The sequence below is a fragment of the Streptomyces sp. V3I7 genome, assembly GCF_030817495.1.
Classification (GTDB): domain Bacteria; phylum Actinomycetota; class Actinomycetes; order Streptomycetales; family Streptomycetaceae; genus Streptomyces.
On sequence record NZ_JAUSZK010000001.1, the window covers coordinates 2835747 to 2861516 of the forward strand.

General features: G+C 71.1%; 28 protein-coding genes. 11 read left to right on the forward strand and 17 right to left on the reverse strand.

What is annotated here, in order from left to right; translation table 11 throughout:
- Positions 1-135: 135 nt before the first annotated feature.
- A complete protein-coding gene (locus tag QFZ74_RS13055; protein WP_307620986.1) occupies positions 136-822 on the forward strand; it encodes an LPXTG cell wall anchor domain-containing protein in 687 nt (228 codons plus the stop codon).
- 68 nt (positions 823-890) lie between these two features.
- On the opposite strand, the gene ppc is transcribed toward QFZ74_RS13055, so the two are convergent.
- Positions 891-3632 carry a phosphoenolpyruvate carboxylase gene (ppc, locus tag QFZ74_RS13060; protein WP_307620987.1) on the reverse strand — a complete coding sequence of 914 codons (2742 nt, stop codon included), beginning with the start codon at positions 3630-3632 and terminating at the stop codon, positions 891-893.
- A 310-nt stretch (positions 3633-3942) separates the two neighbouring features.
- Between ppc and QFZ74_RS13065 the strand changes: the two genes are divergently transcribed.
- The 4 genes from QFZ74_RS13065 to QFZ74_RS13080 all read left to right on the forward strand — a co-directional run bounded on the left by QFZ74_RS13065 (position 3943) and on the right by QFZ74_RS13080 (position 6179).
- The gene (locus QFZ74_RS13065; RefSeq protein WP_307620988.1) at positions 3943-4950 is read left to right on the forward strand and encodes a fatty acid desaturase; all 1008 of its coding nucleotides are present in this window, start codon (positions 3943-3945) and stop codon (positions 4948-4950) included.
- Entirely contained in the window at positions 4947-5621 is a 675-nt protein-coding gene (locus QFZ74_RS13070; protein ID WP_307620989.1) for a TetR/AcrR family transcriptional regulator, read from the forward strand. The genes QFZ74_RS13065 and QFZ74_RS13070 overlap by 4 nt, the downstream gene beginning before the upstream one ends.
- Before the next feature lie 61 nt (positions 5622-5682).
- Positions 5683-5934, forward strand: a complete 252-nt coding sequence (locus QFZ74_RS13075; RefSeq protein WP_307620990.1) for a type II toxin-antitoxin system Phd/YefM family antitoxin — start codon at positions 5683-5685, stop codon at positions 5932-5934.
- Positions 5931-6179, forward strand: coding sequence for a type II toxin-antitoxin system RelE/ParE family toxin (locus tag QFZ74_RS13080; RefSeq protein WP_307620991.1), 249 nt, complete (start codon positions 5931-5933; stop codon positions 6177-6179). Before QFZ74_RS13075 ends, QFZ74_RS13080 begins: the two co-directional genes overlap by 4 nt.
- A gap of 4 nt (positions 6180-6183) precedes the next feature.
- Here the strand turns inward: QFZ74_RS13080 and QFZ74_RS13085 are convergent, their stop codons facing one another.
- Positions 6184-6993, reverse strand: a complete 810-nt coding sequence (locus QFZ74_RS13085; protein WP_307620992.1) for a trans-aconitate 2-methyltransferase — start codon at positions 6991-6993, stop codon at positions 6184-6186.
- Positions 6994-7079: 86 nt separating this feature from the next.
- On the opposite strand from QFZ74_RS13085, the gene tamR reads away from it, so the two are divergent.
- Entirely contained in the window at positions 7080-7577 is a 498-nt protein-coding gene (gene tamR / locus QFZ74_RS13090; protein WP_307620993.1) for a MarR family transcriptional regulator TamR, read from the forward strand.
- Here the strand turns inward: tamR and QFZ74_RS13095 are convergent.
- Entirely contained in the window at positions 7536-8306 is a 771-nt protein-coding gene (locus QFZ74_RS13095; RefSeq protein WP_307620994.1) for a response regulator transcription factor, read from the reverse strand. The two genes, tamR and QFZ74_RS13095, sit on opposite strands and share 42 nt — an antisense overlap.
- Positions 8307-8553: 247 nt before the next feature.
- Here QFZ74_RS13095 and QFZ74_RS13100 point away from each other — a divergent pair, with 247 nt between their 5' ends.
- Positions 8554-9009, forward strand: a complete 456-nt coding sequence (locus tag QFZ74_RS13100) for an N-acetyltransferase (protein ID WP_307620995.1) — start codon at positions 8554-8556, stop codon at positions 9007-9009.
- A 22-nt stretch (positions 9010-9031) separates the two neighbouring features.
- Here the strand turns inward: QFZ74_RS13100 and QFZ74_RS13105 are convergent, their stop codons facing one another.
- The 4 genes from QFZ74_RS13105 to galT form a co-directional block, all read right to left on the reverse strand.
- Entirely contained in the window at positions 9032-9826 is a 795-nt protein-coding gene (locus QFZ74_RS13105) for an SDR family NAD(P)-dependent oxidoreductase (RefSeq protein ID WP_307620996.1), read from the reverse strand.
- Positions 9827-10078: 252 nt separating this feature from the next.
- Positions 10079-11242 (reverse strand): galactokinase, encoded by a 1164-nt coding sequence (gene galK, locus QFZ74_RS13110; RefSeq protein ID WP_307620997.1) that lies wholly within the window; start codon positions 11240-11242, stop codon positions 10079-10081.
- Positions 11242-12204: a UDP-glucose 4-epimerase GalE gene (galE, locus tag QFZ74_RS13115; RefSeq protein WP_307620998.1), complete on the reverse strand. Its 963-nt coding sequence runs from the start codon at positions 12202-12204 to the stop codon at positions 11242-11244. Before galE ends, galK begins: the two co-directional genes overlap by 1 nt.
- Positions 12201-13262, reverse strand: coding sequence for a galactose-1-phosphate uridylyltransferase (gene galT, locus QFZ74_RS13120; RefSeq protein ID WP_307620999.1), 1062 nt, complete (start codon positions 13260-13262; stop codon positions 12201-12203). The genes galE and galT overlap by 4 nt, the downstream gene beginning before the upstream one ends.
- A gap of 190 nt (positions 13263-13452) precedes the next feature.
- Here galT and QFZ74_RS13125 point away from each other — a divergent pair, with 190 nt between their 5' ends.
- Both QFZ74_RS13125 and QFZ74_RS13130 read left to right on the forward strand, forming a co-directional pair.
- Positions 13453-15150 (forward strand): sodium:solute symporter family protein, encoded by a 1698-nt coding sequence (locus tag QFZ74_RS13125; protein WP_307621000.1) that lies wholly within the window; start codon positions 13453-13455, stop codon positions 15148-15150.
- 21 nt (positions 15151-15171) lie between these two features.
- Entirely contained in the window at positions 15172-15489 is a 318-nt protein-coding gene (locus QFZ74_RS13130) for a hypothetical protein (protein WP_307621001.1), read from the forward strand.
- Between the two features lie 51 nt (positions 15490-15540).
- Here QFZ74_RS13130 and QFZ74_RS13135 read toward each other — a convergent pair whose 3' ends face one another.
- The gene (locus QFZ74_RS13135) at positions 15541-15810 is read right to left on the reverse strand and encodes a hypothetical protein (protein ID WP_307621002.1); all 270 of its coding nucleotides are present in this window, start codon (positions 15808-15810) and stop codon (positions 15541-15543) included.
- A gap of 16 nt (positions 15811-15826) precedes the next feature.
- Positions 15827-16060: a hypothetical protein gene (locus tag QFZ74_RS13140; protein WP_307621003.1), complete on the reverse strand. Its 234-nt coding sequence runs from the start codon at positions 16058-16060 to the stop codon at positions 15827-15829.
- 34 nt (positions 16061-16094) lie between these two features.
- Here QFZ74_RS13140 and QFZ74_RS13145 point away from each other — a divergent pair, with 34 nt between their 5' ends.
- Positions 16095-16283: a DUF397 domain-containing protein gene (locus tag QFZ74_RS13145; RefSeq protein ID WP_307621004.1), complete on the forward strand. Its 189-nt coding sequence runs from the start codon at positions 16095-16097 to the stop codon at positions 16281-16283.
- A 10-nt stretch (positions 16284-16293) separates the two neighbouring features.
- Here QFZ74_RS13145 and QFZ74_RS13150 read toward each other — a convergent pair whose 3' ends face one another.
- Together QFZ74_RS13150 and QFZ74_RS13155 are read right to left on the reverse strand one after the other, a co-directional pair.
- Complete coding sequence (locus tag QFZ74_RS13150) at positions 16294-16968, reverse strand: response regulator transcription factor (protein ID WP_307621005.1); 675 nt, start codon at positions 16966-16968, stop codon at positions 16294-16296.
- A 197-nt stretch (positions 16969-17165) separates the two neighbouring features.
- Positions 17166-18965, reverse strand: coding sequence for an ABC-F family ATP-binding cassette domain-containing protein (locus QFZ74_RS13155; protein ID WP_307621006.1), 1800 nt, complete (start codon positions 18963-18965; stop codon positions 17166-17168).
- 145 nt (positions 18966-19110) lie between these two features.
- On the opposite strand from QFZ74_RS13155, the gene QFZ74_RS13160 reads away from it, so the two are divergent.
- The gene (locus QFZ74_RS13160) at positions 19111-19716 is read left to right on the forward strand and encodes a Uma2 family endonuclease (protein ID WP_307621007.1); all 606 of its coding nucleotides are present in this window, start codon (positions 19111-19113) and stop codon (positions 19714-19716) included.
- A 5-nt stretch (positions 19717-19721) separates the two neighbouring features.
- Here QFZ74_RS13160 and QFZ74_RS13165 read toward each other — a convergent pair whose 3' ends face one another.
- From QFZ74_RS13165 to rsmI, 6 genes are all read right to left on the reverse strand, one after another.
- Positions 19722-20615, reverse strand: a complete 894-nt coding sequence (locus QFZ74_RS13165) for a 4-(cytidine 5'-diphospho)-2-C-methyl-D-erythritol kinase (protein WP_307621008.1) — start codon at positions 20613-20615, stop codon at positions 19722-19724.
- Complete coding sequence (gene rsmA, locus QFZ74_RS13170; RefSeq protein ID WP_307621009.1) at positions 20612-21481, reverse strand: 16S rRNA (adenine(1518)-N(6)/adenine(1519)-N(6))-dimethyltransferase RsmA; 870 nt, start codon at positions 21479-21481, stop codon at positions 20612-20614. Before rsmA ends, QFZ74_RS13165 begins: the two co-directional genes overlap by 4 nt.
- 185 nt (positions 21482-21666) lie before the next feature.
- Positions 21667-22992 carry a resuscitation-promoting factor gene (locus QFZ74_RS13175; RefSeq protein WP_307621010.1) on the reverse strand — a complete coding sequence of 442 codons (1326 nt, stop codon included), beginning with the start codon at positions 22990-22992 and terminating at the stop codon, positions 21667-21669.
- Positions 22993-23109: 117 nt separating this feature from the next.
- Positions 23110-23997: a TatD family hydrolase gene (locus QFZ74_RS13180; protein WP_307621011.1), complete on the reverse strand. Its 888-nt coding sequence runs from the start codon at positions 23995-23997 to the stop codon at positions 23110-23112.
- A gap of 46 nt (positions 23998-24043) precedes the next feature.
- Positions 24044-24469, reverse strand: a complete 426-nt coding sequence (locus tag QFZ74_RS13185; RefSeq protein ID WP_307621012.1) for a hypothetical protein — start codon at positions 24467-24469, stop codon at positions 24044-24046.
- A gap of 371 nt (positions 24470-24840) precedes the next feature.
- Positions 24841-25689 (reverse strand): 16S rRNA (cytidine(1402)-2'-O)-methyltransferase, encoded by an 849-nt coding sequence (rsmI, locus tag QFZ74_RS13190; RefSeq protein ID WP_307621013.1) that lies wholly within the window; start codon positions 25687-25689, stop codon positions 24841-24843.
- Between the last annotated feature and the right edge of the window lie 81 nt (positions 25690-25770).

Genomic DNA, 25770 nt, shown 5'->3' on the forward strand with positions numbered 1-25770 from the left:
GATGTCTTGGACTTGGCCGTGTTCGTGGAAGAACTGTGTGTTCTCTGTTCGTAATTGACCAACACCCGGTCGGGGCTGCAAGCTGAGCCGCCCCCCACATCTCTTTTCCTCATCTCGAAGATGGGCTGTATCCCCATGCGTACCCTTCTGCGCGCCGGCGCGTTGTCCGCCGGTCTGTCGGCCGTGCTGCTGGTCGCCCCCTCCGCTCACGCGACCGCTCCCGGTGACAACGGCACCGTCAAGATCCACGATGCGAAGACCGGCGAGGACCTCCGCCGCAACGAACCCCATGTGTGCACGTTCTACCTGGACGCCTTCGGCTTCGACGGTGCCCAGCAGGTCGACTGGCACATCGAGGCCTGGGCGCCGACCGGCGCCGAGAAGGGCGCGACCGTGAAGTCCGGTTCGCTCGCCCTGGACGCCGGCGGGCATGCCCGTACGGCGGATCTGTCGCTGCCCGACGGGCACTACAAGCTGTTCTGGAACTTCGACGGCGAGCACGGCGCCGCGAAGCACAAGGTGTTCTGGACGGACTGCCAGGGCTCGAAGGCGGGCGACGTGTCCGTCTCGGTGTCGGCGAGCGCCTCGGTCGGCGCGGGCGGCGTGGCCGTGGGCGCCGGTGCCTCGGTCGGTGCCGACGCGTCCGCCTCGGCGGCTCCGTCCGCGTCCGCCTCGGCGGCTCCGTCCGCGCAGGGCGGCTCGGGCGACCTGGCCGAGACCGGCAACGGCGCCCCGGTGGCGCTGCTGTCGACGCTCGCCGCGGCGATGGTCGGTGCGGGCGGCTTCCTGCTGCTGCGCCGCCGCAAGGCCGCCGGTAACTGACGTACGACATGAGGGTGCCCCCTGCCTCGTGGTGAGGCAGGGGGCACCCTCATGCATGTCGCGGGCGGTCAGCCGGTGTTGCGCAGGCCTGCGGCCACACCGTTGACGGTCAGCAGCAGCGCCCGGGCCAGCAGCGGGTCGGGCTCCTCGCCCGCGGCGGCGGCGTCGCGCTGGCGCTTGAGGAGCGTGACCTGGAGGTAGGAGATGGGGTCCAGGTAGGCGTCGCGGATGGTGAGGGTCTGCCTCAAGCCGGGCTGGGCGTCGAGGAGTTCCTTCTCGCCGGTGATGCGGAGCACCTCGGCGACGGTCAGCTCGTGCTCGGCGCGGATGCGATCGAAGACGTGCTTGAGCTCGTCGGGGACGAGCGTGTCGACGTAGTGGCCGGCGATGCGCAGGTCGGTCTTCGCGAGCGTCATCTCGACGTTGGAGATGAAGTTGCGGAAGAAGTGCCACTGTTCGTGCATCTCGTCGAGGACGCTGTCGAGGCCGGCCTCGCGCAGGGCCTTGAGGCCGGAGCCGACGCCGAACCAGCCGGGGACGATCTGGCGGGACTGGGTCCAGCCGAAGACCCAGGGGATGGCGCGCAGGCCGTCCAGTCCGGCGCCGGAGTCGGGTCGGCGGGACGGGCGCGAGCCGAGGTGGAGGTCGGCGAGCTGGTCGACGGGGGTGGAGGCGAAGAAGTACGCCGGGAGGTCGGGGTCCTCGACGAGCCTGCGATACGCGTCGTGGGCGGCGTCGCTCACGACGTCCATGGCGGCGTCCCAGCGGGCGAGGGCCTCGACGGACTGGCGGGGGGCCGTGTGCAGGGCGGAGGCCTGGAGGGTGGCGGCTACGGTCAGTTCCAGGTTCTCGCGGGCGAGCGAGGGGACGAGGTACTTGTCGGAGATGACCTCGCCCTGCTCGGTCACCTTGATCTCGCCCTCCAGGGTGCCCCAGGGCTGGGCGAGGATCGCGTCGTGGGAGGGGCCGCCGCCGCGGCCGACGGTGCCGCCGCGGCCGTGGAAGAGGCGCAGCCGTACGCCGTAGCGGTGGGCGACGTCGCGCAGCCGGCGCTGGGCGCGGTGGATCTCCCACTGGCTGGTGGTGATGCCGCCGAACTTGGAGGAGTCGGAGTAGCCGAGCATGACCTCCTGGACGTCCCCGCGCAGCGCGACCAGGCGCCGGTAGGACGGGTCGGAGAGCATGTCCTCCAGGATCGTGTCGGCGGCCTTGAGCTCGTCGGTGGTCTCCAGCAGCGGCACGATGCCGATCTTGGCCCAGCCGGCGTGCAGGTCGATCAGGCCGGCCTCGCGGGCGAGGACGGTGGCGGCGAAGACGTCGTCGGCGCCCTGGCACATGGAGATGATGTACGACTCGATGACCTCGGGTCCGAACACCTCCAGTGCCCGCTTGACCGTGTGGAACACGCCGAGGGTCTTCTCGCCGGCCGCGTCGACGGGGGCCGGGGTGGGAGCCAGCGGCCTGCGTGACCTGAGCTCCTTGGCGAGGAGCTTGGCCCGGTACTCGCGGGGCATGTCGGTGTAGCGCCAGGACTCCTCGCCGAGCCGGTCGAAGAGCTGGCCGAGGGCGTGGTGGTGGGCGTCCGCGTGCTCGCGTACGTCCATGGTGGCGAGCTGGAGGCCGAAGGCGGCGAGGGTGCGGATAGTGCGGCCCAGGCGGCCGTCGGCGAGCAGGCCGCCGCGGTGTTCGCGCAGGGAGGTCTGGATGAGGCGCAGGTCGTGCAGGAGTTCGGGGGTGCCGAGGTAGTCGCGGCCCGGCTCGTGCGGGGTGCCCTTGGCGAGGCGCTGCTTGGTGTTCTCCAGCTTCTGCCGGATGCAGGTGGCCTTGAGGCGGTAGGGCTCCTCGGCGTTGAGGCGCTTGTAGCGGGGGCTGATCTCGGGCAGGACGTCGAGGTCGGCGGCGAGGGACTGCAGGAGTTCCTCGGTGGCGCCGGTGTAGCGGATGGAGTTGGAGAGCAGTCCGCGCAGCTCGTCGATCATCTCCAGCGCGTCGTTGATGCCGTGCTCGTGCTGGAGGATCAGGACGTCCCAGGTGACCTGGGGGGTGACGTTGGGGTTGCCGTCGCGGTCGCCGCCGATCCAGGTGCCGAAGGTGAGCGGGCGGGTGTCGTCGGGGAGGTGGACGCCGACGCGCTCCAGCTCGGCGGTGAGGTCCTCCAGGACGTCGCCGACGGCGCCGGTGTGGAGTTCGTCGAGGTAGTAGATGGCGTTGCGGGCCTCGTCGGTGGGCTCCGGGCGTACGACGCGCAGCTCGTCGGTCTGCCAGACGAGGTCGATGCTCTCGGCGAGGCGGGTGTCGTGGCGGCGGCGGTCGGAGTCGATGACCGGCGTCTCCAGGAGCTCGGCGATGCGGCGGAGCTTGGTGAGGACGGACCGGCGGGCGGCCTCGGTGGGGTGGGCCGTGAACACCGGGCGCACGTTGAGGTGCTCGACGGCCTGCCGCAGGTGCTCGGCGTCGGCGTCCTTGAGCCGGTCGGCCGTGCGGGCGAGGAGGCCGCCCTCGGCGGCGCGCCGGGCGCGCAGTTCGCGGCCGCGGTGGACCTGCTCGGTGACGTTGGCGAGGTGGAAGTAGGTGGAGAAGGCGCGGACGAGCTTGGCGGCCGTCTCCAGTTCGGTGCCGCGCAGCAGTTCGGCGGCGGCCTCGCCGTTCTCGCGGGTGAGGCCGCGGACCTTCTCCACGAGTTCGAGCAGCTCGGGGCCCTCCTGCCGCACGAGGGTCTCGCCGAGGAGGTCACCCAGTCGCCTGATGTCGGCGCGCAGTGCGCTGCTGGTCTCGGAGGTCTGGGTCGTCGGGTCGTCGGCACTGCTCACAGGTGCGGCTCCTTGCAGTGTTGAACTCGTCTGGGCGGGAACCCGGTCTGTCTGCGACGCGAACGAAGTGCATCGCATACCGAACCGGACATCCGGGAAGAAATCGCAGCGGACCGCGCTGTCCGACCGATTCCAAGGATAGGTGTCCGTGCGGACGCGCTGGCTCACGGGCTCTTGCCGCCGCTGGACGCACTGCCATACTTACGATGCCGTAGGTTACGGGACCGTAGGGAATTGTTGTTCCAGTTCCCGACGGGGTTCCGGCGGCCCGGCATCCGTCTCGACCCTCGAAACCCCACAGGGAACGCCCATGAGCACGAGATCCGATGTGATCGACGACGCCCCGGAGGCGACCGGCACCACGCCCGCGTCCGCGACGCTGGGCGGAGAGCAGAAGCGTTCGATCGAGCAGATCGCGCTGCTGGTCTTCATCATCGTGCCGTTCCTCGCGCTGCTGGCCGCGGTGCCGCTGGCGTGGGGCTGGGGGGTGAGCTGGCTGGACCTCGGTCTGCTGGTCTTCTTCTACTACCTGGGCTGCCACGGCATCACCATCGGTTTCCACCGCTACTTCACGCACGGTTCCTTCAAGGCCAAGCGGCCCCTGCGGATCGCGCTGGCGGTCATGGGGTCGATGGCGGTGGAGGGACCGCTGGTGCGCTGGGTGGCGGACCACCGCCGGCATCACCGGTTCTCCGACGCGGAGGGCGACCCGCACTCGCCGTGGCGGTTCGGGGAGACGGTCCCGGCGCTGATGAAGGGCCTGTGGTGGGCGCACATCGCATGGATGTTCGACGAGGAGCAGACGCCGCAGGAGAAGTACGCGCCGGATCTGATCAAGGACGGGGCGATCCGGGCGGTCTCCCGCCAGTTCGCGCTGTGGACGGTCGTCTCGCTGCTGCTGCCCGCGCTGATCGGCGGTCTGGTGACCATGTCCTGGTGGGGCGCGTTCACCGGGTTCTTCTGGGGCTCGCTCGTGCGGGTGGCCCTGCTGCATCACGTGACGTGGTCGATCAACTCGATCTGCCACGCGGTCGGCAAGCGGCCGTTCAAGTCGCGTGACCGTTCGGGGAACGTGTGGTGGCTGGCGGTCCTGTCGTGCGGTGAGTCCTGGCACAACCTGCACCACGCCGACCCGACCTCGGCACGGCACGGTGTGGAGCGGTGGCAGCTGGACTCCTCCGCGCGGATCATCCGCTGGTTCGAGCGGCTGGGGTGGGCGTACGACGTGCGCTGGCCGTCACGCTCGCGTATCGATTCCCGCCGCAACACCGCGGAAGAAGGCTCCCGGCAGGGGGCGGACTCGGCGAAGGCGGCATGATTGACGGCGTGGCGACCGACTCCAGCACCCCCAGCAACGACAAGCCGCGGCGTGCCCGCCGCACCCGGATGACCGGCGCCGAGCGCCGTCAGCAGTTGCTGGAGATCGGTCGCACGCTCTTCGCGGCGAAGGGCTTCGAGGGGACGTCGGTGGAGGAGATCGCGGCGAAGGCCGGGGTGTCCAAGCCGGTGGTGTACGAGCACTTCGGCGGCAAGGAGGGGCTGTACGCGGTGGTGGTGGACCGCGAGATGCGGTGCCTGCTGGACATGGTGACCGGCAGCCTCACCGCGGGTCACCCCCGCGAACTGTGCGAGCAGGCCGCCTTCGCGCTCCTCGACTACATCGAGGAGTACACGGACGGCTTCCGCATCCTGGTCCGCGACTCCCCCATCCCGCAGTCCACGGGCTCCTTCGCCTCGCTCATCTCGGACATCGCCACGCAGGTGGAGGACATCCTCGGCCGCGAGTTCAAGAGCCGCGGCTTCGACCCCAAGCTGGCCCCCCTGTACGCCCAGGCCCTGGTCGGCATGGTCGCCCTCACCGGCCAGTGGTGGCTGGACGTACGCCGCCCGAAGAAGGCGGAAGTGGCCGCCCACCTGGTGAATCTGGCATGGCACGGCCTGGACGGGCTGGAGCAGAAGCCTCGGCTGATAGGGCACCGGAAGAGCTGATCGACCACTCGAAGGGGTGAACCAAGAGCCCAAAAGGTTAATCTTGTGGCATCATTCCGACATGACTGAGATTGCGATCAGCGCTGCCCGTTCCCAGCTCGGCGACCTGGTCCGCCGCGCAGCCCACAGCCGCGAGACCATCGCGCTCACCGACCACGGTCACGTGGCCGCGCTCTTGGTATCTCCTCAGGTGATAGAGGACCTCGAAGACGCCTTGGCGCTGGCCGACTACGAGCGGCGCAAGGCCGAGGGCACCCTTGGAGAGGGCATCCCCCACGAAGAGGTTGGACGCATGCTGGGGTTGCGCCCGTGACCCACCGCATTGTCTGGGAGCCCGGCGCCACGGATGCGGCCCTCCGCTTCCTCAAGGACGACCCATCAGGCCTTGCGGCTGTCTACGAAGCCGTCGACACACTGGTCGAATCGCCGCGTCCCGCCAACTCCACAGCCTACGGGCCGGAGGCTCGGCGCCTTCGAGTCGGCAGATACCGCGTGCTGTACCGAATCGACGACGACGTGATCCGCATCTTGGTCACCCACCTGGGCCGCACCCCCTGACTCGTCACACCCCCTTCACCGCCACCGCGAACAGGCGGCGGAACGGCAGGACCGTGCCGTACGACGCGCTCGGGTAGGCCTGGCGCAGCAGGTCCCGGTATTCCGCGATGAACGCGTCGCGGGCCTCGGGGTCGTCGGCCAGGGCGGTCAGGACAGGCCTCAGCCCCGTCCCCTTGACCCAGTCGAGGACGGGGTCCTCGCCCTGGAGGACGTGGAAGTACGTCGTCTGCCAGACGTCCGGCTCGCAGCCGAGGCGCGCGAGACGGTCGAGGTAGACGGCGGGGCTGTGCACCGAGTGCGGGCGGCGCAGCAGGTGGCCGAGCCGGCCCTTCCAGCGGGGGCTGCCCGCGAGGTCGCGCATCAGGGCGTGCAGGGGCGCGTCGATGTTGTCGGGGACCTGGAAGGCGAAGGTGCCGCCGGGCGCGAGGCCGTCCAGCCAGGGCGCGAAGGCGTCGAGGTGGCCCTCGACCCACTGGAGCGCGGCGTTGGACACGATCAGGTCGTACGACTCGTCGGGCACCCAGTCGGCGGCGTCCGCATGGGCGAAGTCGAGGCGGCCTCCGCCGGAGGTGGGACCGGCGTACTCCTGGGCCTTGTCCAGCATCGCGGTCGAGTTGTCGTACCCCGTGATGCGGGCCGTGGGCCAGCGGTCGGCGAGGACGGCGGTGACGTTGCCGGGGCCGCAGCCGAGGTCGGCGATGCGGGGCGGGTCGCCGGGCAGCGCGGGGACGCGAGCGAGAAGGTCCGTGAAGGGGCGGGCGCGGTGGCCGGCGTGACGCAGGTACTGGGCCGGGTCCCAGGTGGGCTTGGTCATGCCCCTAGCCTTCCCCCCACTTCTCTCGACGTCAAGACACTTGACGTCAAGAGACTTCACATCGACACAACCACTACACTGATCGCATGGAGGACGAGGTCGATCGGCTGGTGGCTGCATGGCGCCGGGAGCGCCCGGACCTCGACGTGGAACCGCTCGAGGTGCTCAGCCGGGTGAGCAGGCTGGCCCGGCACCTGGACCGGGCGCGTCGGCTGGCCTTCGCCGAGCACCAGCTGGAGCCCTGGGAGTTCGACGTCCTGACCGCGCTCCGGCGCGCCGGAACCCCGTACCAGCTCTCCCCGGGACAGCTGCTCACGCAGACCCTGGTCACCTCGGGAACGATGACCAACCGTATCGACCGCCTGGCGAAGAAGGGCCTGGTGGAGCGGCTGCCCGACCCCAGCGACCGCCGCGGCGTACTGGTCCGGCTGACGGACGAGGGCCGCGACCGCGCCGACCAGGCTCTGGCCGGCCTGCTGGACCAGGAGCGCGCGATCCTCGTCGAACTCACCAGCGCCCAACGCTACGAACTCGCCAATCTCCTACGCCAGCTGACCGCCCCGTTCGACAACATCCCCGGATAGGTCGGCGGGTCCCACTCCGGCCCGGCGCGCGAGAGCGACCGCCGCGAGCGTGGAGTGGACGCCCAGTTTGCCGAGGACGTTCTGCATGTGGGTGCGGACCGTGTGCGGGGAGAGGAACAGGCGCTCGGCGACCGCCTTGCGGCCGAGGCCGGCCACCATGCAGCGGAGCACCTCGCGCTCGCGCGGGGTCAGCGACTCCACGAGCCGTTCGCTCTCGGTGCGGTGCTTGCGGGCGGCGGTCAGCTCGCGCAGCACGCCGGTGAGCAGGGCGGGCGGGAGATGCGTCTCGTCGCGCAGCACGCCCCGTACGACCGTGAGCAGCCGGGACAGCGAGCAGTCCTTGGCGACCCACCCCGAGGCCCCGGCCTGGAGCGCGAGGGCGGCTCGCCGCGGCTCGTCCCGCTCGGCGAGTACGACGGTCCGTACGCCGGGCTGGGCCGACCGCACACCGCCGACCAGCGAGATCCCGTCGACGGGCCCCTCCGCGGCGGCCTCCGGCACCGGCGCCGCCGACCGCGCACCGGGCAGCCGGCCCCCGCCCAGATCGGCGTCGACGAGCAGGACGTCGAAGCGGCGGCCCTCGGTGGCCGCCCGCTCCAGACAGCGCAGCGCCGCCGGACCGCTGCCGGCGGCGGACACCTCGACATCGGGCTCGGCGGCCAGGGCGGCGGCGAGCGACTCGGCGAAGATGCGGTGGTCGTCGACGACCAGGACTCGGATGCGAACCATGAAACCCCCACTGGTTCAACTGGTTCAACTGGCTCTGAGAAACGCCGACCGGCGCGGGTACGGCACCCGCCGATGACGGAGACCGCACGGCCGCCGCCGTGCGAAGACTGTTACCCCCACCGCGGGTGCCGTACCCGACTTGTCTCGCCCCCTGATCAGCACCGGCCCCCACCGGCGCTGTTCCTCAGAGTACGGACGCGGGCGTGGAGCGGAAGGCGATTTGCAGAACTGTCCGTCCAGCGCGCCTATGGTGTGCCGCATGTTTCGTATCGAGGCGGAAGTCGACAAGGCGCGGCGCGATCTTCTCCACTCCCGGCTGCGGGAGACCAACACGGCCGCGTCCCCCGTCCTCGCGGCCCTGCGCGGCACCACCGCCGAACGCCAACTCCCGCTCCACATCTGGGCGATGACCGGCGCCGACGAGCTGGCCGGCGGCCTGGTGGGGCACACCTGGAGCACCTGGCTCCAGGTGACGTACCTCTGGGTCGACGCCGTCCACCGGGGTACGGGCCTGGGCTCCCGGCTGCTCGCGGAGGCCGAGCGCGCCGCCCGCGAGGACCGCGCCTGCCGCGCCGCCCGCGTGGAGACGTGGGACTTCCAGGCGCCGGACTTCTATCGCAAGCGGGGCTACGAGGTGGTGGGCGTGGTCCCCGACTTCCCGCCGGGCGTCACGGAGTTCACGCTCACGAAGAAGCTGGCGTGAGCCGCGCGCCGGGCGGTCGAGGTCACGGCAGGATCGCGTCGACGTAGCCGCCGTCCACGCGCAGGGCGCCGCCGGTGGTGGCCGAGGCCTGGTCCGAGGAGAGGTAGACGACCATGTTGGCGATCTCCTCCGGTTCGATCAGCCGTTGCAGCAGGGACTGCGGCCGGTACTCGCGCATGAAGGCGCGTTGCGCCTCGTCCCAGGGCAGCTCGCGGTCGACGAGTTCGTACACGAAGTCCTCGATGCCGGCGGTGTGGGTGGGCCCGGCGATGACGGAGTTCACCGTGACGCCGGTGCCCGCCGCCTTCTTGGCGAATCCGCGGCTGACCGCGAGCAGGGAGGTCTTCGACATGCCGTAGTGGATCATCTCCGCCGGGATGACGATCGCCGAGTCGCTGGCGATGTACAGCACCCGGCCCCAGCCGCGCTCGGTCATGCCCGGCAGGTACAGCCGGGTCAGCCGCACCGCGGCCAGGACGTTGACCTCGAAGTAGCGCCGCCACTCGTCGTCGGTGATCTCCAGTGGGTCGGCGCTGCCGAAGATGCCGAGATTGTTGACGAGGATGTCGGCCTGCGGCAGCTCCCGCAGCAGCCGGGCCGCGCCCTCCTCGGTCGACACGTCGGCGGCCACCCCGGCCAGGTGGGCTCCGGGCACCGCGGCGGCCAGCCGCGCGACGCTCTCGGCCACCCGCCCCTCGTCCCGGCCGTTGACCGCCACGCGGGCACCGGCGCGGGCGAGGCCCTCGGCGATCGCCGCGCCGATGCCCTGGGTCGAGCCGGTCACCAGGGCGGTGCGGCCCGTCAGATCGATACGCATGGCAGAGCAGTCCCCTTTGTCCAGGATGTGACATCACGTCACTTACCACAGGAGCGGGGGCGGGCGAAGGACCGCGGGAGCCGCGCGGGAAAGACCGCGGGAGCCGCACGGGAAGGACGGCGGGGCCGCGCGTGAAGGGCCGCGGGAGCCGCGCGGGAAACACCGCGGGAGCCGCACGGGAAACACCGCAGGAGCCGCACGGGAAACACCGCAGGAGCCGCACGGAAAAGACCGCAGGAGCCGCCCCGCTGCTCACTCCACGCGGCGCGCCCCCGCCGCGGGCACCGCCTCGAACACCCGCGGCGCCGCGAACCCGGCAGCCGCGAAGGCCTCCTCGACCGCCTTGGTGATCGCGTCGGTGTCGGTCGCCTCCGCGAGGACGATCGCCGAGCCGCCGAAGCCGCCGCCGGTCATCCGGGCGCCCAACGCGCCCGCCCCCAGCGCCGCCTGCACCACCAGGTCCAGCTCGGGGCAGGAGATGCGGAAGTCGTCGCGGAGCGAGACGTGGCCCTCGGTCAGGACCGGCCCGATGGCGCGTGGGTCGCCGGACTCCAGCAGGGCGACCGTCCGCTCCACCCGCTCGTCCTCGGTGACCACGTGGCGCACCAGCCGGCGCACCTCCTGGTCGTTGCCCAGCCGCTCCAGGGCCTCGTCGAGCCCGTCGTACGCGACGTCGCGCAGGGCGTCGAGGCCGAGCAGGGCCGCGCCCTTCTCGCAGCCGGCGCGCCGCTTGCCGTACTCGCCGTCGCTGTGGGCGTGCTGGACGCGGGTGTCGACGACCAGCAGGCGCAGGCCCTCGGCGGCGAGGTCGAAGGGGATCTGCCGCTGGGACAGGTCGCGGGTGTCGAGGAACAGCGCGTGGCCCTCCTCGCAGCAGGCCGACGCGGTCTGGTCCATGATGCCGGTCGGCGCGCCGACGTAGACGTTCTCGGCGCGCTGGCACAGGCGGGCCAACTGCCAGCGCTGCAGGCCCAGTTCGTACAGGTCGTTCAGCGCGAGGGCGACCACGACCTCCAGCGCCGCCGAAGACGACAGGCCCGCGCCGGCCGGGACCGTCGAGGCCAGGTGGATGTCGGCGCCGGTGACCGGGTGGCCCGCCTCGCGCAGCGCCCAGACGACGCCCGCCGGGTACGCGGTCCAGGCGCGGTCGGTCCCGGGGGCGAGGTCGCTCAGGGCGAGCTCCGCGACCGGGCCCTCGACGTCCGCCGAGTGCAGGCGCAGGACGCCGTCGGCGCGGCGCGAGACGGCCGCCAGCGTCCGGTGCGGCAGCGCGAAGGGCATCACGAAGCCGTCGTTGTAGTCGGTGTGTTCACCGATCAGGTTGACCCGGCCCGGCGCCGACCAGACGCCCTCCGGTTCGCTCCCGTACAGCTCGGTGAAGCCCGCCCGTACGTCCCGCGCCCGCTGTTCCCCCACTACCGCTCCTCTGCGATCTCCTGCGCGAACTCCCACGCGTCGGCGACGATACCGGCCAGGTCGGGCCGGGAGGGCCGCCAGCCGAGGCGCTCACGGGCGGCGTCGGCCGAGGCGACCAGGACGGCCGGGTCGCCGCCCCGGCGCGGGGCCGTGACCTCGGGGATCGGGCGGCCGGTGACCTGACGGACGGTCTCGATGACCTCGCGCACGGAGAAGCCGTTGCCGTTGCCGAGGTTGCAGATCAGGTGCTCGCCGGGCCGTGCGGCCGTGAGGGCGAGCAGATGGGCCTCGGCGAGGTCGGCGACGTGGATGTAGTCGCGGACGCAGGTGCCGTCCGGGGTCGGGTAGTCGTCGCCGTAGACGGAGATCGCGTCGCGGCGGCCCTGGGCGACCTGGAGGACCAGCGGGATGAGGTGCGACTCGGGGTCGTGCCGCTCGCCGCAGGCGCCGTACGCCCCGGCCACGTTGAAGTAGCGCAGCGACACGGCGCCCAGGCCGTGGGCGGCCGCCTCGCCGGTGATCATGTGGTCGACGGCGAGCTTGGAGGCGCCGTAGGGGTTGGTGGGCCTGGTCGGGGCGGTCTCGGGGATCGGGACCTGCTCCGGCTCGCCGTACGTGGCCGCCGTGGAGGAGAAGACCAGCGTGCGGACGCCCGCGTCGCGCATGGCGCGCAGCAGCGCCATGGTGCCGCCGACGTTGTTCTCCCAGTACTTCTCCGGCTTCACGACGGACTCGCCGACCTGGGAGAATGCGGCGAAGTGCAGGACGCCGTCGTAACTGGGGTCGAGCCACTTGGCGGCGTCGCGGATGTCACCCTCGACGAAGTCGGCACCGGCGGGGACGCCCGCGCGGAAGCCGGTGGAGAGGTTGTCGAGGACGGTGACCGCGTGTCCCGCCTCCAGCAGATGCTGGGCCACCACGCTGCCGACGTAACCGGCGCCACCGGTCACCAGGTACTTCATGAACTCGCTACCTCTCGCAGTCGCTCGGCCGCGCGCTCCGGCGGCACATCGTTGATGAACACGTTCATGCCGGATTCGGAACCCGCGAGAAACTTCAGCTTGCCGGAAGTGCGGCGGATGGTGAAAAGCTCGAGGTGCAGCGCGAAGTCGTCGCGGCTGACCCCCTCGAACCCCTCCAGCGCGCCGAACGGGGCCTGGTGCCAGGCCGCGATGTACGGCGTCGGAGGCTCACCCTCGCCGAAGATCCGGTCGAAGCGCCTCAGGAGTTCCAGGTATACCCGGGGGAACTCCGTGCGCGCCGCCTCGTCGAGGGCGAGCAGATCGGGGACGCGGCGCCTGGGGTACAGGTGGACCTCGTACGGCCAGTGCGCGGCGTACGGGACGAAGGCCACCCAGTGTTCACCCTCAAGGACGACCCGCTCACCGGCGAGTTCGCGCTCCAGGACGGTGTCGAAGAGGTTCTCGCCGCCGGTCTGTTCCTTGTGGGCGGCCAGCGAGCGGAGCATCGCGGCGGTGCGCGGGGTGATGAACGGGTAGCCGTAGATCTGGCCGTGCGGATGGCCGAGCGTGACGCCGATCTCCTCACCGCGGTTCTCGAAGCAGAACACCTGCTTGACGGAGGGGAGTTGGAGCAGTTCGGCCGTCCGGTCGGTCCAGGCGTCCAGGACGAGGCCGGCCTGCTGCTCGGTGAGGCCGGCGAAGGAGGCGTCGTGGTCGGAGGTGAAGCAGACGACCTCGCAGCGGCCGGAGTCGCCGGCCAGCGAGGGGAAGCGGTTCTCGAACACCACGACGTCGTACGAGGAGTCGGGGATCTCGCTGAGGCGCTCGCCGTCGGAGGGGCACAGCGGGCACTGGTCGGCGGGCGGCAGATAGGTGCGGCCCTGCCGGTGGGAGGCGACCGCGACCGAGTCGCCGAGCAGCGGGTCGTGCCGGATCTCCGAGCTGGTGACGGTCGGCTCCAGCGGGCGCCGGTCCGCCGCGTCGCGCACGGTGTCGTCGCGCAGGTCGTAGTAGATGAGTTCACGCCCGTCGGCCAGCCGGGTCGAGGTCTTCTTCACGTCTGACTCCCCAGACTCAGCGGTCGAGCCATCGAACCTTCAAACAGAACTCAACATACCAAAACACAACTCACCAGCGCCCGGTCGATCACAATCAAACAAAGAACATCAACAGAAGTGTTCAACAACTCAACCGGCAGGCGTAGGTTCCGCTCCTGGATCAGTTCGCGCGACGAAGCGAGTACTCGACATGCAGACCCCCACACATGACGCCACATATCTGGCGGCGGGGCTACGGCTCCCCACCAACGGGCTGGACTACGCGATCATGGCGATCTACTTCGTCGTGGTCCTCGGCATCGGCTTCGCCGCCCGCCGTTCGGTGAAGACCAGCCTCGACTTCTTCCTCTCCGGGCGCTCCCTGCCCGCCTGGATCACCGGCCTGGCCTTCATCTCCGCGAACCTGGCGGCCACCGAGATCCTGGGCATGGCCGCCAACAGCGCGCAGTACGGCGCCTACACGGTCCACTGGTACTGGATCGGCGCCATCCCCGCCATGGTCTTCCTCGGCCTGGTGATGATGCCGTTCTACTACGGCAGCAAGGTCCGCTCGGTCCCCGAGTTCCTGCTGCTGCGCTTCAACAAGGCGGCGCACCTGCTCAGTTCGGCCCTCTTCGCGTTCGCCGCGATCCTGATCTCCGGGGTGAACCTCTACGCCCTCGCGATCGTCGTGGAGGCGCTGCTGGGCTGGCCGCAGTGGGTGGCGATCGTGGTCGCCGGCTTCTTCGTGCTGGCGTACATCACGCTGGGCGGCCTGTCCTCGGCGATCTACAACGAGGTGCTCCAGTTCTTCGTGATCCTGGCGGCGCTCATCCCGCTCGTCGTGCTCGGCCTGAAGAAGGCGGGCGGCTGGGACGGTCTGACGGCCACCCTCACCAAGTCCCACGGGCCGGACTTCGTCACCGCCTGGGGCGGCACCGGCATCGGTGAGGCCAACCCGCTCGGCGCGAACTGGCTGACCATCGTCCTGGGCCTCGGCTTCGTCCTGTCCTTCGGCTACTGGACGACCAACTTCGCCGAGGTGCAGCGCGCGCTGTCCGCGAAGAACCTCTCCGCCGCGCAGCGCACGCCGCTGATCGCCGCGTACCCGAAGATCTTCATCGTCTTCCTGGTGATGATCCCGGGTCTGGTGGCCGCGGCCCTGGTCCCGAAGTTCGGCACGCCGGCGTCCGGCCTGCAGTACAACGACGCCATCCCGTACCTCATGCAGGAGCTGCTGCCCAACGGCGTGCTGGGCATCGCGGTGACGGGTCTGCTCGCCGCCTTCATGGCCGGCATGGCGGCCAACGTGTCGTCCTTCAACACGGTGTTCACCAGCGACATCTGGGCCAAGTACGTGGTCAGGGGGCGCGAGGACGCGTACTACGTGCGCTTCGGCCGCCTCATCACCGCGATCGGCGTGATGGCCTCGATCGGGACGGCGTTCCTCGCGTCCTCGTTCTCGAACATCATGGCCTACCTCCAGACGCTGTTCTCCTTCTTCAACGTGCCGATGTTCGTGGTCTTCATCGTCGGCATGTTCTGGAAGCGCGCCTCGGCGGCGTCCGGCTTCTGGGGCCTGCTGGCCGGCACCGTGACGGCGATGGTCAACTACTTCGTCCTCTACAAGCGCGGCATCATCGCCATCCCCACCGACCAGGGCGCCAACTTCGTCTCGGCGATCGCGGGCTTCGTCGCGGGCGCGGTCGTCATGGTCGCGGTGTCGCTCTTCACCAAGCCGAAGCCGGCCGAGGAACTGGCGGGCCTGGTCTACGGCACCCGCTCCCCCGGCATGGCCGAACCCCCCGCCGCCGGCGACGACGCCTGGTACCGCAAGCCGGCCCTGCTGGGCTGGGGCGCTGTGATCATCGCGGCCGCCTGCTACATCCCGTTCTCGTTCTCGCTCTGACCGCGGGAGGATTGAGAGACCATGTCTGACCACTTCTCCGAAGAGGACGTCCAGCGGGAAGTCACCGAGCTGGAACAGAAGTCCGCGACGGCCGCCCGCATCTTCGACCTGCGCCGCATCATCGGCGGCCTCTTCGTCCTGTACGGCGTCATCGTCACGATCACCGGCCTGACCGACGGCCAGGCTGCCATCGACAAGGCCGAGGGCATCAACATCAACCTGTGGACCGGGATCGGCATGCTGCTGCTGGGGGTGTTCTTCCTGGTGTGGCTGCGGCTGCGGCCGGTGGCTCCGCCGACCGAGGCGGGGATGGGCGATGAACGGCCTCCGTCGGACTGACGGCGCCGCGAGCGGGGCCGCGGTTCCCTCCGGGGACTGCGGCCCGCCGAATCACTCGTCGCTGAACAGGTCCTCGGCGCGAACCACGAGGACGGCACACTCCGACCAAACCTTGAGCTGGTCCAGGTCGGCGCACGACTCGACTCGGAGCCGGACCCAGTCGGGAACTTGAAGCCCGCGGGACTCCAGGATCTCCAGCGTCATCTCGATGCGATCTTCGATGCGCCCCTCGATGCGCCCCACGGTGCGCCCCTCTGCGCGCCCCTCATCCCTCAGCTGATCCGCGACCGGGTTCCGGAAGAAGTAGTTCACCCGAGCCATCGGGCCCCTCCACGCGTCACTCTTCGCTGAACAGTTCCTCGGCGGACCCCACATGGACCGCGCGCTCCGACCAGGCCTTGAGCTGCTCCAGGTCGGAGCACCCCTCGACCCGGAGCCGGACGGAATCCGGCACCTCGACGCCGCGCAGCTCCAGGATCCTCAGGGTCACCTCGGCACGCTCTTCAAGGCGCCCCTCATCCCTCAGCTGATCCGCGACCGGGTTCTGGAAGAAGTACTTCACCGGAGCCATCAGGTCCCTCCAAATCTCCCTGATGCATCGCCTCATGCGACGAGCTGACCATCGGGCCTCCTTCTCCGACGGCAGCGAGGGCAGCACCTGCGTTGAAGTCGCAGCCACCCCCACCACCCTCCACCTCCGCGAGAGCGACATCCCGGACACTCGCCTCACCACCACCCCCTCCGCCGTCGCCCAACTGCTCGCAGGCATACGCTCCGGCGCCCTCGGCAGCTGAATCGCCAACGTCAGTCAGGGAGGGGCCCCGCCCGGTCCAGCAACCCCGTCCGCGCAGCCAAGGCCGCCGCCTCCAGACGCGACCCCACCCCCAGCTTCATCAGCACCCGCTGGACATGCGTGCGCGCCGTCGACGGGGCGATGCCCATGCCGGAGGCGATGACGCGGGTGTCCTCGCCGTCGGCTACGCGGACCAGGACCTCGACCTCCCTCGGGGTGAGGACCTGGAGCAGGCGCTGGGCCTCGTCGTCGGGCTGGGCCGCGGGGTTGAGGAGTTCGCTGAAGGCTCCTTGCAGCAGGGTCGGGGCCACCGCCGACTCGCCCGCCCGTGCCTTCGTGATCGCCCGCTCGACGCCCTCTATGCGCTCGTCATGCCGTACGTACCCCGACGCGCCGGCGGCGAAGGCGGCCGCGATGCCGCGCGGGGACGGGACCGGGCCCAGGACCAGCACCGCGACCTGCGGACGCTCCCGCTTGATCTTCACCACCGGGTCGAAGGCACCCGGCTCGGCCGGTGCCGCCGTACCCAGCAGGCACACCTCCGGCGCGCGGGCGATCACCAGATCCGCCGCCCCCGCGGACGGCGCCGCCGCGGCGAGCACCCGGTGCCCGCGCAGCTTCAGTGCCGAGGCCAGCGCCTCGGCCAGCAGGCGGTGGTCGTCGACCACCATCAGCCGCACTCCCATAGAGCAACCCCCCAGTCCCCCCAATGGATGCCCACACTATGGATCCCCACTGGTCGGCATGGACAGAGGACCCTCCCCCGGCCCCCTGTCCTTCTTGCCCCGGGAAGCTACACGCTTGTTCGACGTCGCGCCGCCCCTACTGATGAGAACTGCCCCGGATCGACGGAATTTCCGGCATTCGCCACCAAGGGGACCGCTTACGCGTCCTCGGCCAACTCCAGCCAGTGCATTTCCAGTTCCTCGCGCTCGCCCGCCAAGTCCCGGAGCTGGGCATCGAGTTCGGCCACCTTGCCGAAGTCCGTGGCGTTCTCGGCGATTTGAGCGTGCAGCTTGGACTCCTTCTCGGAGATCTTGTCCAACTGGCGCTCGATCTTCTGGAGTTCCTTCTTGGCTGCTCGCTGGTCGGCGGCGCTCTTCTCCGAAGTCGCAGGCTTGGGAGCCACCGCGGCCGCCACCGCCTCCTCCATGCGCTGACGGCGCTCCAGGTACTCGTCGATGCCGCGCGGCAGCATCCGCAGGGTCTGGTCGCCGAGGAGGGCGAAGACGCGGTCGGTGGTGCGCTCGACGAAGAACCGGTCGTGGGAGATCACGATCATCGAGCCGGGCCAGCCGTCGAGAACGTCCTCGAGCTGGTTGAGGGTCTCGATGTCGAGGTCGTTGGTGGGCTCGTCGAGGAAGAGGACGTTGGGCTCGTCCATCAGCAGGCGCAGGAGCTGCAGGCGGCGGCGCTCACCACCGGACAGGTCACCGACCGGCGTCCACTGCTTCTCCTTGTTGAAGCCGAACGTCTCGCACAGCTGGCCCGCGGTCATCTCGCGGCCCTTGCCGAGGTCGACCCGGTCACGCACCTGCTGCACGGCCTGCAGGACCCGCAGGTGGGGGTCGAGTTCGCCGACCTCCTGCGAGAGGTAGGCGAGCTTGACCGTCTTGCCGACGGCGATCCGCCCGCCCGCCGGCTGCGCCTCGCCCTCGGTCCGCGCCGCGTCGGCCATCGCCCGCAGCAGGGAGGTCTTGCCCGCGCCGTTCACACCGACGAGGCCGATGCGGTCGCCGGGGCCGAGCTGCCAAGTGACGTGCTTCAGCAGCTCCTTGGGGCCTGCCGTCACACTGACGTTCTCCAGGTCGAAGACCGTCTTGCCGAGCCGGGAGGAGGCGAACTTCATCAGCTCGCTGCTGTCCCGGGGCGGCGGTACGTCCTTGATCAGCTCGTTGGCGGCCTCGACGCGGAAGCGCGGCTTGGACGTACGGGCCGGGGCACCGCGGCGCAGCCACGCCAGCTCCTTGCGGACCAGGTTCTGCCGCTTGGCCTCCTCGGTGGCGGCGATGCGCTCACGCTCCGCGCGCGCGAAGACGTAGTCGGAGTAGCCGCCCTCGTACTCGTAGACGTCGCCGCGCTGGACGTCCCACATGCGGGTGCAGACCTGGTCGAGGAACCACCGGTCGTGGGTGACGCAGACGAGGGCCGAGCGGCGCTCGCGCAGGTGCCGGGCCAGCCAGGAGATGCCCTCGACGTCGAGGTGGTTGGTGGGCTCGTCGAGGACGATCAGGTCCTGCTCCTCGATGAGCAGCTTGGCCAGCGCGATACGGCGCCGCTCGCCACCGGACAGCGGGCCGATGACGGTGTCGAGACCCTTGGGGAAGCCGGGCAGGTCGAGGCCGCCGAACAGTCCGGTCAGTACGTCCCTGACCTTGGCGTTGCCCGCCCACTCGTGGTCGGCCATGTCGCCGATGACCTCGTGCCGCACGGTCGCGGCCGGGTCGAGGGAGTCGTGCTGCGTGAGCACGCCGAGCCGTAGCCCGCCGGAGTGTGTGACGCGTCCGGTGTCCGCCTCCTCCAGCTTGGCGAGCATCCGGATGAGGGTGGTCTTGCCGTCGCCGTTGCGTCCGACGACCCCGATCCGGTCCCCTTCCGACACGCCGAGCGAGACGCCGTCCAGCAGGGCACGGGTGCCGTACACCTTGCTGACGTTCTCGACATTGACCAGGTTGACGGCCATTTCACTCCTGTGCGCGGGGGTGGATCAGCCTTCAAGCGTAGGGCCTGCAGGGGTGGGGGCGGAGCGCGAGGTAACGGTCACTCTTTGTGATGACGTCGTCGGGATGCGGCCGCTACCGTGGAGGGCAGGCAGCAGGATCCCGTCCATGGGAGGAACCATGACCGCCGAGTCCGTAGAGCACGGCCACCACTGGCCGGTGCCGCCGCTGGACGGCTATACCGTGGACGATCTGTTCACGCTGCCTGATCTCCCGCCGCACACCGAGCTGATCGACGGGAGCCTCGTTTTCGTGAGTCCGCAGCGCCGCTTCCACTACCTCGCGATCAACCTGTTGTTCGACGGATTGCGCGAGGCTCTCCCCCCCGAGTTCAGCGTCGAACGGGAGATGACCGTCGTCCTCGACGACCGCAACGGCCCCGAACCCGATGCCTGCGTGGTCCGAGCCGATGCGGTCACCGGACTGGACCAGACCCGGTTTCAGGCTGAGGACGTCCTACTCGCAGTAGAGGTCGTCTCCCCCGAGTCGGGGTCCCGCGACCGTACGACCAAACCGCAGAAGTACGCCGCCGCAGGGATCCCGAACTTCTGGCGTGTCGAGCAGGACGGAACCAGCGGCGGCCCACTGGTCCATATCTATGAGCTCGACCCGCTCACCAGGTCCTACGTGCACATGGGACTGCACCGGAACCACCTCAAGGCCGACAAGCCCTACCCGATCGACTTCGACCTGACCGCCATCGGTCAGCGCTGACCGCCTCAGACGACCGTCGCCCCCGGCACCGGCCCCGCCGCCGTCCGAACCGAGCGGCACGTACCCGACACCCGTAGCGCCTCCGCCACCTTCCCCGCCGACTCGGCATCGCGCGTGAGGAACGCCGTAGTCGGACCCGACCCGGAGACCAGCGCGGTCAGCGCGCCGGCCTCGCAGCCGGCGGCAAGCGTGGCGGCCAGCTCCGGGAACAGGGACAGCGCGGCCGGCTGGAGGTCGTTGGTGACGGTCGCGGCCAGCGCGTCCGGGTCGCCCTTCGCGAGGGCGGTCATGATGTCGGCGGAGGCCACCGGCTCCGGGATCTCCCGCCCCTCGGCCAGCCGGTCGAACTCGCGGAAGACCGCCGGGGTCGACAGCCCGCGCTCGGCCATCGCGAACACCCAGTGGAAGGTGCCGCCGACCTCCAGGGCCGTCAGCTTCTCGCCGCGGCCGGTGCCGAGGGCCGCCCCGCCGACCAGGCTGAACGGCACGTCGCTGCCCAACTCGGCGCAGATGTCGAGCAGTTCGTCGCGGGAGGCGTCCGTACCCCACAGCGCGTCGCACGCGAGCAGCGCGCCCGCGCCGTCCGCGCTGCCGCCCGCCATGCCGCCGGCGACCGGGATGTCCTTGGCGATGTGGATGTGCACGTCCGGCTCGATGCCCCGGCGCTCCGCGAGGGCGATCGCGGCGCGGGCGGCGAGGTTGGTGCGGTCCAGGGGGACCTGGGCGGCGTCCGGGCCCTCGCAGGTGACGCGGAGTTCACCGGCGGGGGTGACGGTGACCTCGTCGTACAGGCCGACCGCGAGGAAGACGTTGGCCAGGTCGTGGAACCCGTCGGGGCGGGCGGCGCCCACGGCGAGCTGGACGTTGACCTTGGCCGGGACGCGTACCGTCACGCTCACTTGGCGGTCTCCTTGTGTTCCGCGATCCGGGCGAACTCCTCGACCGTCAGCGCCTCGCCGCGCGCCTGCGGCGAGATCCCGGCGGCGACCAGCGCGGCCTCGGCGGCCGCGGCGGAGCCCGCCCAGCCGGCGAGCGCCGCCCGCAGGGTCTTGCGGCGCTGCGCGAACGCCGCGTCGACCACCGCGAAGACCTCCTCCTTCGAGGCGGTCGTGTTGATCGGCTCGGTCCGGCGGACGAGGGAGACGAGCCCGCTGTCCACGTTCGGGGCGGGCCAGAAGACGTTGCGGCCGATGGCACCGGCCCGCTTCACCTCGGCGTACCAGTTGGCCTTCACCGAGGGCACGCCGTAGACCTTGTTGCCGGGACCGGCGGCGAGCCGGTCGGCGACCTCGGACTGCACCATCACCAGCGTCCGCTCGATACTCGGGAAGGTGTCGAGCATGTGCAGCAGGACGGGGACGGCCACGTTGTACGGCAGGTTCGCGACCAGGGCGGTGGGCGGCGGGCCGGGCAGCTCGCGCACGTGCATCGCGTCGGAGTGGACGAGCGCGAAGCGGTCGGCGCGCTCGGGCATCCGGGCGGCGATCGTCGCGGGGAGGGCGGCGGCGAGGACGTCGTCGATCTCGACGACGGTGACGCGGTCGGCGACCTCCAGCAGCGCCAGGGTGAGGGAGCCGAGCCCCGGGCCGACCTCGACGACCACGTCGTCGGGGCGGACGTCGGCGGTGCGGACGATCCGGCGGACGGTGTTCGCGTCGATGACGAAGTTCTGGCCGCGCTGCTTGGTGGGGCGCACGCCGAGGGCTGCCGCCAGCTCGCGGATGTCGGCGGGGCCCAGAAGGGCGTCGGGGGTGGGGCTGCTCACGGCACAAGGGTACGGGGGTGTCGTCGGCGCGAGTGCCACGTGGGCGGTGCCGTAGTCGGGTGGTGGGGTTTCCGGGTGCCGGGAACAGCGTCCGAGCGGGGGGCGCGCAGCCCGGCACGGCTTGAGGAGGCACGCCGGCCGCGGTGCGCGCGGGGCGGCGCCCCTGGCGGTCCACGCGCCCTGCGCTATGAGTGCAGGCGCGCGCCGCAGTGGGGCCAGGGGGTGGAACCCCGGCGGATGTAGAGCTTCTTGGCCCGGTAAGTCTGCTCGGCGGCGGGGGCGTCCTGGGGGCGGCCCTTGCCGCCGAGCGCCTGCCAGGTCTGCGTGTCGAACTGGTAGAGGCCGCCGTACGTGCCCGAGGGGTCGACCGCGTCGGGGCGGCCGCCGGACTCGCAGGCCGCGAGGCCCGTCCAGTTCAGGCCGTCGGCGCCGTCCACCGAGGCCGGCCGCGGCTTCGTGCCCACCTTCACCACCTGCGGGCGCGGCTCGCGCACCACCTCGGCCCGCTCGCGGCGCGGCTTCTGGCGGACGCCGTTGACTGTGCGGACGAGGTAGGTGACCCGCCGCACCCCGGGCCGGCCGGCCTGCTCCACGACCTCCGTGCCCGTGAACAGCGAGGGGTCGGGGGAGCGCCGTACCGCGAACGGGATCTGCTCCTCCTGGACCTCGCGCCTGCCGGTGACCCGCAGGACGGTCACCGTCTGCCCATCGCGCGGGAAGCTGCCGGGCGGCACGGAGGTGGTGTCCTCGCCGCGCAGCGTGATCCCGGCCTCCTCCACCGCCTCACGGACGGTCGCTGCGTTGGTACGGATGACGCGGGCACGGCCGTCCGCCATGACCGTGACGGCCCGTTCCGTGCGCATGTCCAGGGCGAGGCCGGTGCGTCCGATGGGCCGGGAGCGCGAGACCGACATGTACGCGCCCTCCGCGCGCACGCCGAGCTGCTGGAGCGCCTCGTCCACCGTGTGCGCCGTCGTCCACACCTCGCGCCGCTCGCCGTCGATCGTGAGCCGCATGGGGCGTCCGTAGCGCACGGCGACCTCGTCGCCGCTGGTCAGCGAGGCGCCCGGCGCGGGCGCGACCATGTCGTGCGGGCCGACCCGTACGCCCTCCTCGGCCAGCAGCTCGGTCACGTCGTCGGCGAAGGTGTGCAGCGTGCGCGGCCTGCCGTCGACGCTCAGCTCGATCGCCTTGTCCTTGGCGACGAAGGCCGTGGTGCCGCCCGCCAGGAAGGCGACGACGAGCGCCTGCGGCAGCAGACGGCGCATGGGGGACTCCGGGCGGCCGGAGTAGCGCAGCCTGCGCCGGCGTACGGGTCGCCCCCGGGCGCCGGCCTGATCCGGCTGCGGCGCCTGCTCGTCCATGGCCTCCGCCTGCCGTGGCAGCACCCGCGTCACCTGCGCCTCGTAGGCGGGGCGGTAGGTGTCGCCGAACGGCAACGTCTCCGCGGAAGGCCCGTGAAGACCGTTCTCAAGACCGTTCTCGTACGCCTTGTACTGCGACTTGCTCACGCCGACACGCTCCAGAAAGGCACGGGGTCCGGATCGGGCCCCCAGAACCTAGCGGAGCGATCGTCACTCTCCAAAGCGACGCGACTACGGAGGGTGTCGAACGCGAGTCGGGTCGGGTCAGTAGCCGAAGGCGCGGGCGGTGTTCGCCCCCAGGGCGGTCGCCAGGGTATCCTCGTCGGTCCCGCGGACGGCGGCCATCGCGCGCACGGTGACCGGGATCAGGTACGGCGCGTTGGGCCGCCCCCGGTACGGCGCCGGGGTCAGGAAGGGCGCGTCGGTCTCCACCAGGACCAGCTCCAGCGGGGCCACCACGAGGGCGTCGCGCAGGTTCTGGGCGTTCTTGAACGTGATGTTCCCGGCGAATGACATGTAGTAGCCCTCGCGGGCGCACACCTCGGCCATCTCCGCGTCGCCGGAGTAGCAGTGGAAGACGGTGCGCTCGGGGGCGCCCTCCTCCTTCAGCACGCGCAGTACGTCGGCGTGGGCGTCGCGGTCGTGGATGACCAGGGCCTTGCCGTGCCGCTTCGCGATCTCGATGTGGGCGCGGAAGGACCGTTCCTGGGCCGTCTTGCCCTCGGGGCCAGTGCGGAAGTAGTCGAGGCCGGTCTCGCCGACGCCCTTCACCTGGGGCAGTGCGGCCAGCCGGTCGATCTCGGCGAGGGCCTCGTCCAGCGCGGCGTCTCCGCCGGCCTGGCGCGCGCCCTGCCGGGACCAGCCGTCGGGGTCGCCGTGGACGATGCGCGGGGCCTCGTTGGGGTGCAGGGCGACGGTCGCGTGGACGGCGTCGTACGCGGCCGCGGTATCGGCGGCCCACTGCGAGCCCTTGATGTCGCAGCCGACCTGGACGACCGTCGTGACGCCCACGGACGCGGCCTTGGCGAGGCCTTCCCCGACCGTGCCGGACTGCATGTCGAGGTGGGTGTGGGAGTCGGCCACCGGCACCCGGAGGGGCTCCGGGAGCGGCGGCGCCGCGTTCTTGTCGGCCTTGTCGCTGTTGGAGGGCATGCCCCGATCCTACGAAAGGGGCATGCCGTGCCGGTCGGCGCGCCGGTCAGCTCGCCTTGCGCTGGAAGGGATGCAGGAGATCGGACAGATGCCAGTGGTGGTGTTCCCCGGCCGCCGCGGGCGCCTCCGGCGCGGGCGACTCCGGTACGGGCGACTCCGGTACGGGCGACGGTGCCGCGGGCGGTCCGGTCCGCTGCGCCGCGACGCGCACCGACGAGACCTGCCCCGCCCGCATGATCCGCAGGACGTGCCCGTCGCAGTTGTGGCACACGGGCCGGCTCAGCGGCGACGGCACGACCCGGCCGTCGGCCACGTACAGGACGAACGCGTTGCCGTCGGTGTCGGTGTGGTGCTCTATCTCGTACGACTGCTCCCAGCCGTGCCCGCAGCGCATGCAGGCGAAGGAATACGACTCGTGGACGACGGCTGCCGCGGTGGCGCGGAGGCCGGTCCGCCCTGCGATCTCACTCATGCCGGGCTGCTCCTCCCCTAGAGGCGAGGGACGGATGAACGCCCCTGCCGACCAGTGGACGCCCTCACCGGGAGCGAACGCAGCAGCCCTGCCGAGTGTTGGAGCCGATTTGGGCTCCCATTGCCCTACCGCCCTCGCCGCCCGGCCCGCCCTTTGCCTTCAGCCACGTCCCTTTGCCCCCACATGGGGCGCATGCAGGCGCGCCCAAAGGGGCGCGGGGAATAGAGCCCGCAGATGGGGCGCAGGCCCGCACGTGCACGGCGCGCGATGGGCCGCGCCCCAAAAAGGGGCGCGGGGAACTGCGCCACCAGCCACACACGACCCGCGGTCCGCCACACCGCCCCAGCCCCAACGGCGCTCGTGGGATCCGCTCAACCCGCGGAGCGCTTCGCCGCGACGACGGCGTCGAAGACCTCCCGCTTGGGGATCCCCGCCTCGACTGCCACCGCCGCGATGGCCTCCTTGCGCCGCTCCCCGGCCTCCTCGCGCGCCCGGACCCGGCGCACGAGTTCCTCGGCGTCGAGCTCCTCGGGGCCGCGCTCGGGGGCGCCCTCGACAACGACGGTGATCTCGCCCCGTACGCCCTCAGCCGCCCACTCGGCCAGCTCGCCGAGCGGGCCGCGGCGTACCTCCTCGTACGTCTTGGTCAGCTCACGGCACACGGCGGCGCGCCGCTCGGCGCCGAAGACCTCGGACATGGCGGCGAGGGTGTCGTCCAGGCGGTGCGGGGCCTCGAAGTAGACGAGGGTGCGCCGCTCCTCGGCGACCTCACGCAGCCGCGACAGCCGCTCGCCGGCCTTGCGCGGCAGGAACCCCTCGAAGCAGAACCGGTCGACGGGCAGCCCCGACAGCGCGAGCGCGGTGAGCACGGCGGACGGGCCGGGGACCGCGGTGACCTTCACGTCCTTCTCGACGGCCGCGGCGACCAGCCGGTACCCGGGGTCCGACACCGACGGCATGCCCGCGTCGGTGACGAGGAGCACGCGCGCGCCGCCGAGGAGCTCCTCGACCAGCTCGGGCGTCCGCGCGGACTCGTTGCCCTCGAAGTAGGACACCACCCGCCCCTTGGGCGTCACGCCCAGCGCCTGCGTCAGCCGGCGCAGCCGGCGCGTGTCCTCGGCGGCCACGACGTCGGCGGCCGCCAGCTCCTGGGCGAGCCGGGGCGGCGCGTCCGCGATGTCGCCGATGGGGGTGCCCGCCAAAACAAGGGTTCCAGTCACCCCTCCATCCTCGCAGCCATGACTGAGGGCGAACGCACATCGTCCGGTACCGGGCATGCACGGGACTCACACGGACGGGTT

What these genes read in the sequence shown, in the direction of transcription:
- QFZ74_RS13055 (WP_307620986.1), top strand. Translation starts at nt 136, where the DNA reads ATGCGTACCCTTCTGCGCGCCGGCGCGTTGTCCGCCGGTCTGTCGGCC.
- QFZ74_RS13065 (WP_307620988.1), top strand. Translation starts at nt 3,943, where the DNA reads ATGAGCACGAGATCCGATGTGATCGACGACGCCCCGGAGGCGACCGGC.
- QFZ74_RS13070 (WP_307620989.1), top strand. Translation starts at nt 4,947, where the DNA reads ATGATTGACGGCGTGGCGACCGACTCCAGCACCCCCAGCAACGACAAG.
- QFZ74_RS13075 (WP_307620990.1), top strand. Translation starts at nt 5,683, where the DNA reads ATGACTGAGATTGCGATCAGCGCTGCCCGTTCCCAGCTCGGCGACCTG.
- QFZ74_RS13085 (WP_307620992.1), bottom strand. Translation starts at nt 6,993, where the DNA reads ATGACCAAGCCCACCTGGGACCCGGCCCAGTACCTGCGTCACGCCGGC.
- tamR (WP_307620993.1), top strand. Translation starts at nt 7,080, where the DNA reads ATGGAGGACGAGGTCGATCGGCTGGTGGCTGCATGGCGCCGGGAGCGC.
- QFZ74_RS13095 (WP_307620994.1), bottom strand. Translation starts at nt 8,306, where the DNA reads ATGGTTCGCATCCGAGTCCTGGTCGTCGACGACCACCGCATCTTCGCC.
- QFZ74_RS13100 (WP_307620995.1), top strand. Translation starts at nt 8,554, where the DNA reads ATGGTGTGCCGCATGTTTCGTATCGAGGCGGAAGTCGACAAGGCGCGG.
- QFZ74_RS13105 (WP_307620996.1), bottom strand. Translation starts at nt 9,826, where the DNA reads ATGCGTATCGATCTGACGGGCCGCACCGCCCTGGTGACCGGCTCGACC.
- galE (WP_307620998.1), bottom strand. Translation starts at nt 12,204, where the DNA reads ATGAAGTACCTGGTGACCGGTGGCGCCGGTTACGTCGGCAGCGTGGTG.
- QFZ74_RS13125 (WP_307621000.1), top strand. Translation starts at nt 13,453, where the DNA reads ATGCAGACCCCCACACATGACGCCACATATCTGGCGGCGGGGCTACGG.
- QFZ74_RS13130 (WP_307621001.1), top strand. Translation starts at nt 15,172, where the DNA reads ATGTCTGACCACTTCTCCGAAGAGGACGTCCAGCGGGAAGTCACCGAG.
- QFZ74_RS13135 (WP_307621002.1), bottom strand. Translation starts at nt 15,810, where the DNA reads ATGGCTCGGGTGAACTACTTCTTCCGGAACCCGGTCGCGGATCAGCTG.
- QFZ74_RS13140 (WP_307621003.1), bottom strand. Translation starts at nt 16,060, where the DNA reads ATGGCTCCGGTGAAGTACTTCTTCCAGAACCCGGTCGCGGATCAGCTG.
- QFZ74_RS13145 (WP_307621004.1), top strand. Translation starts at nt 16,095, where the DNA reads ATGCGACGAGCTGACCATCGGGCCTCCTTCTCCGACGGCAGCGAGGGC.
- QFZ74_RS13150 (WP_307621005.1), bottom strand. Translation starts at nt 16,968, where the DNA reads ATGGGAGTGCGGCTGATGGTGGTCGACGACCACCGCCTGCTGGCCGAG.
- QFZ74_RS13155 (WP_307621006.1), bottom strand. Translation starts at nt 18,965, where the DNA reads ATGGCCGTCAACCTGGTCAATGTCGAGAACGTCAGCAAGGTGTACGGC.
- QFZ74_RS13160 (WP_307621007.1), top strand. Translation starts at nt 19,111, where the DNA reads ATGGGAGGAACCATGACCGCCGAGTCCGTAGAGCACGGCCACCACTGG.
- QFZ74_RS13180 (WP_307621011.1), bottom strand. Translation starts at nt 23,997, where the DNA reads ATGCCCTCCAACAGCGACAAGGCCGACAAGAACGCGGCGCCGCCGCTC.
- QFZ74_RS13185 (WP_307621012.1), bottom strand. Translation starts at nt 24,469, where the DNA reads ATGAGTGAGATCGCAGGGCGGACCGGCCTCCGCGCCACCGCGGCAGCC.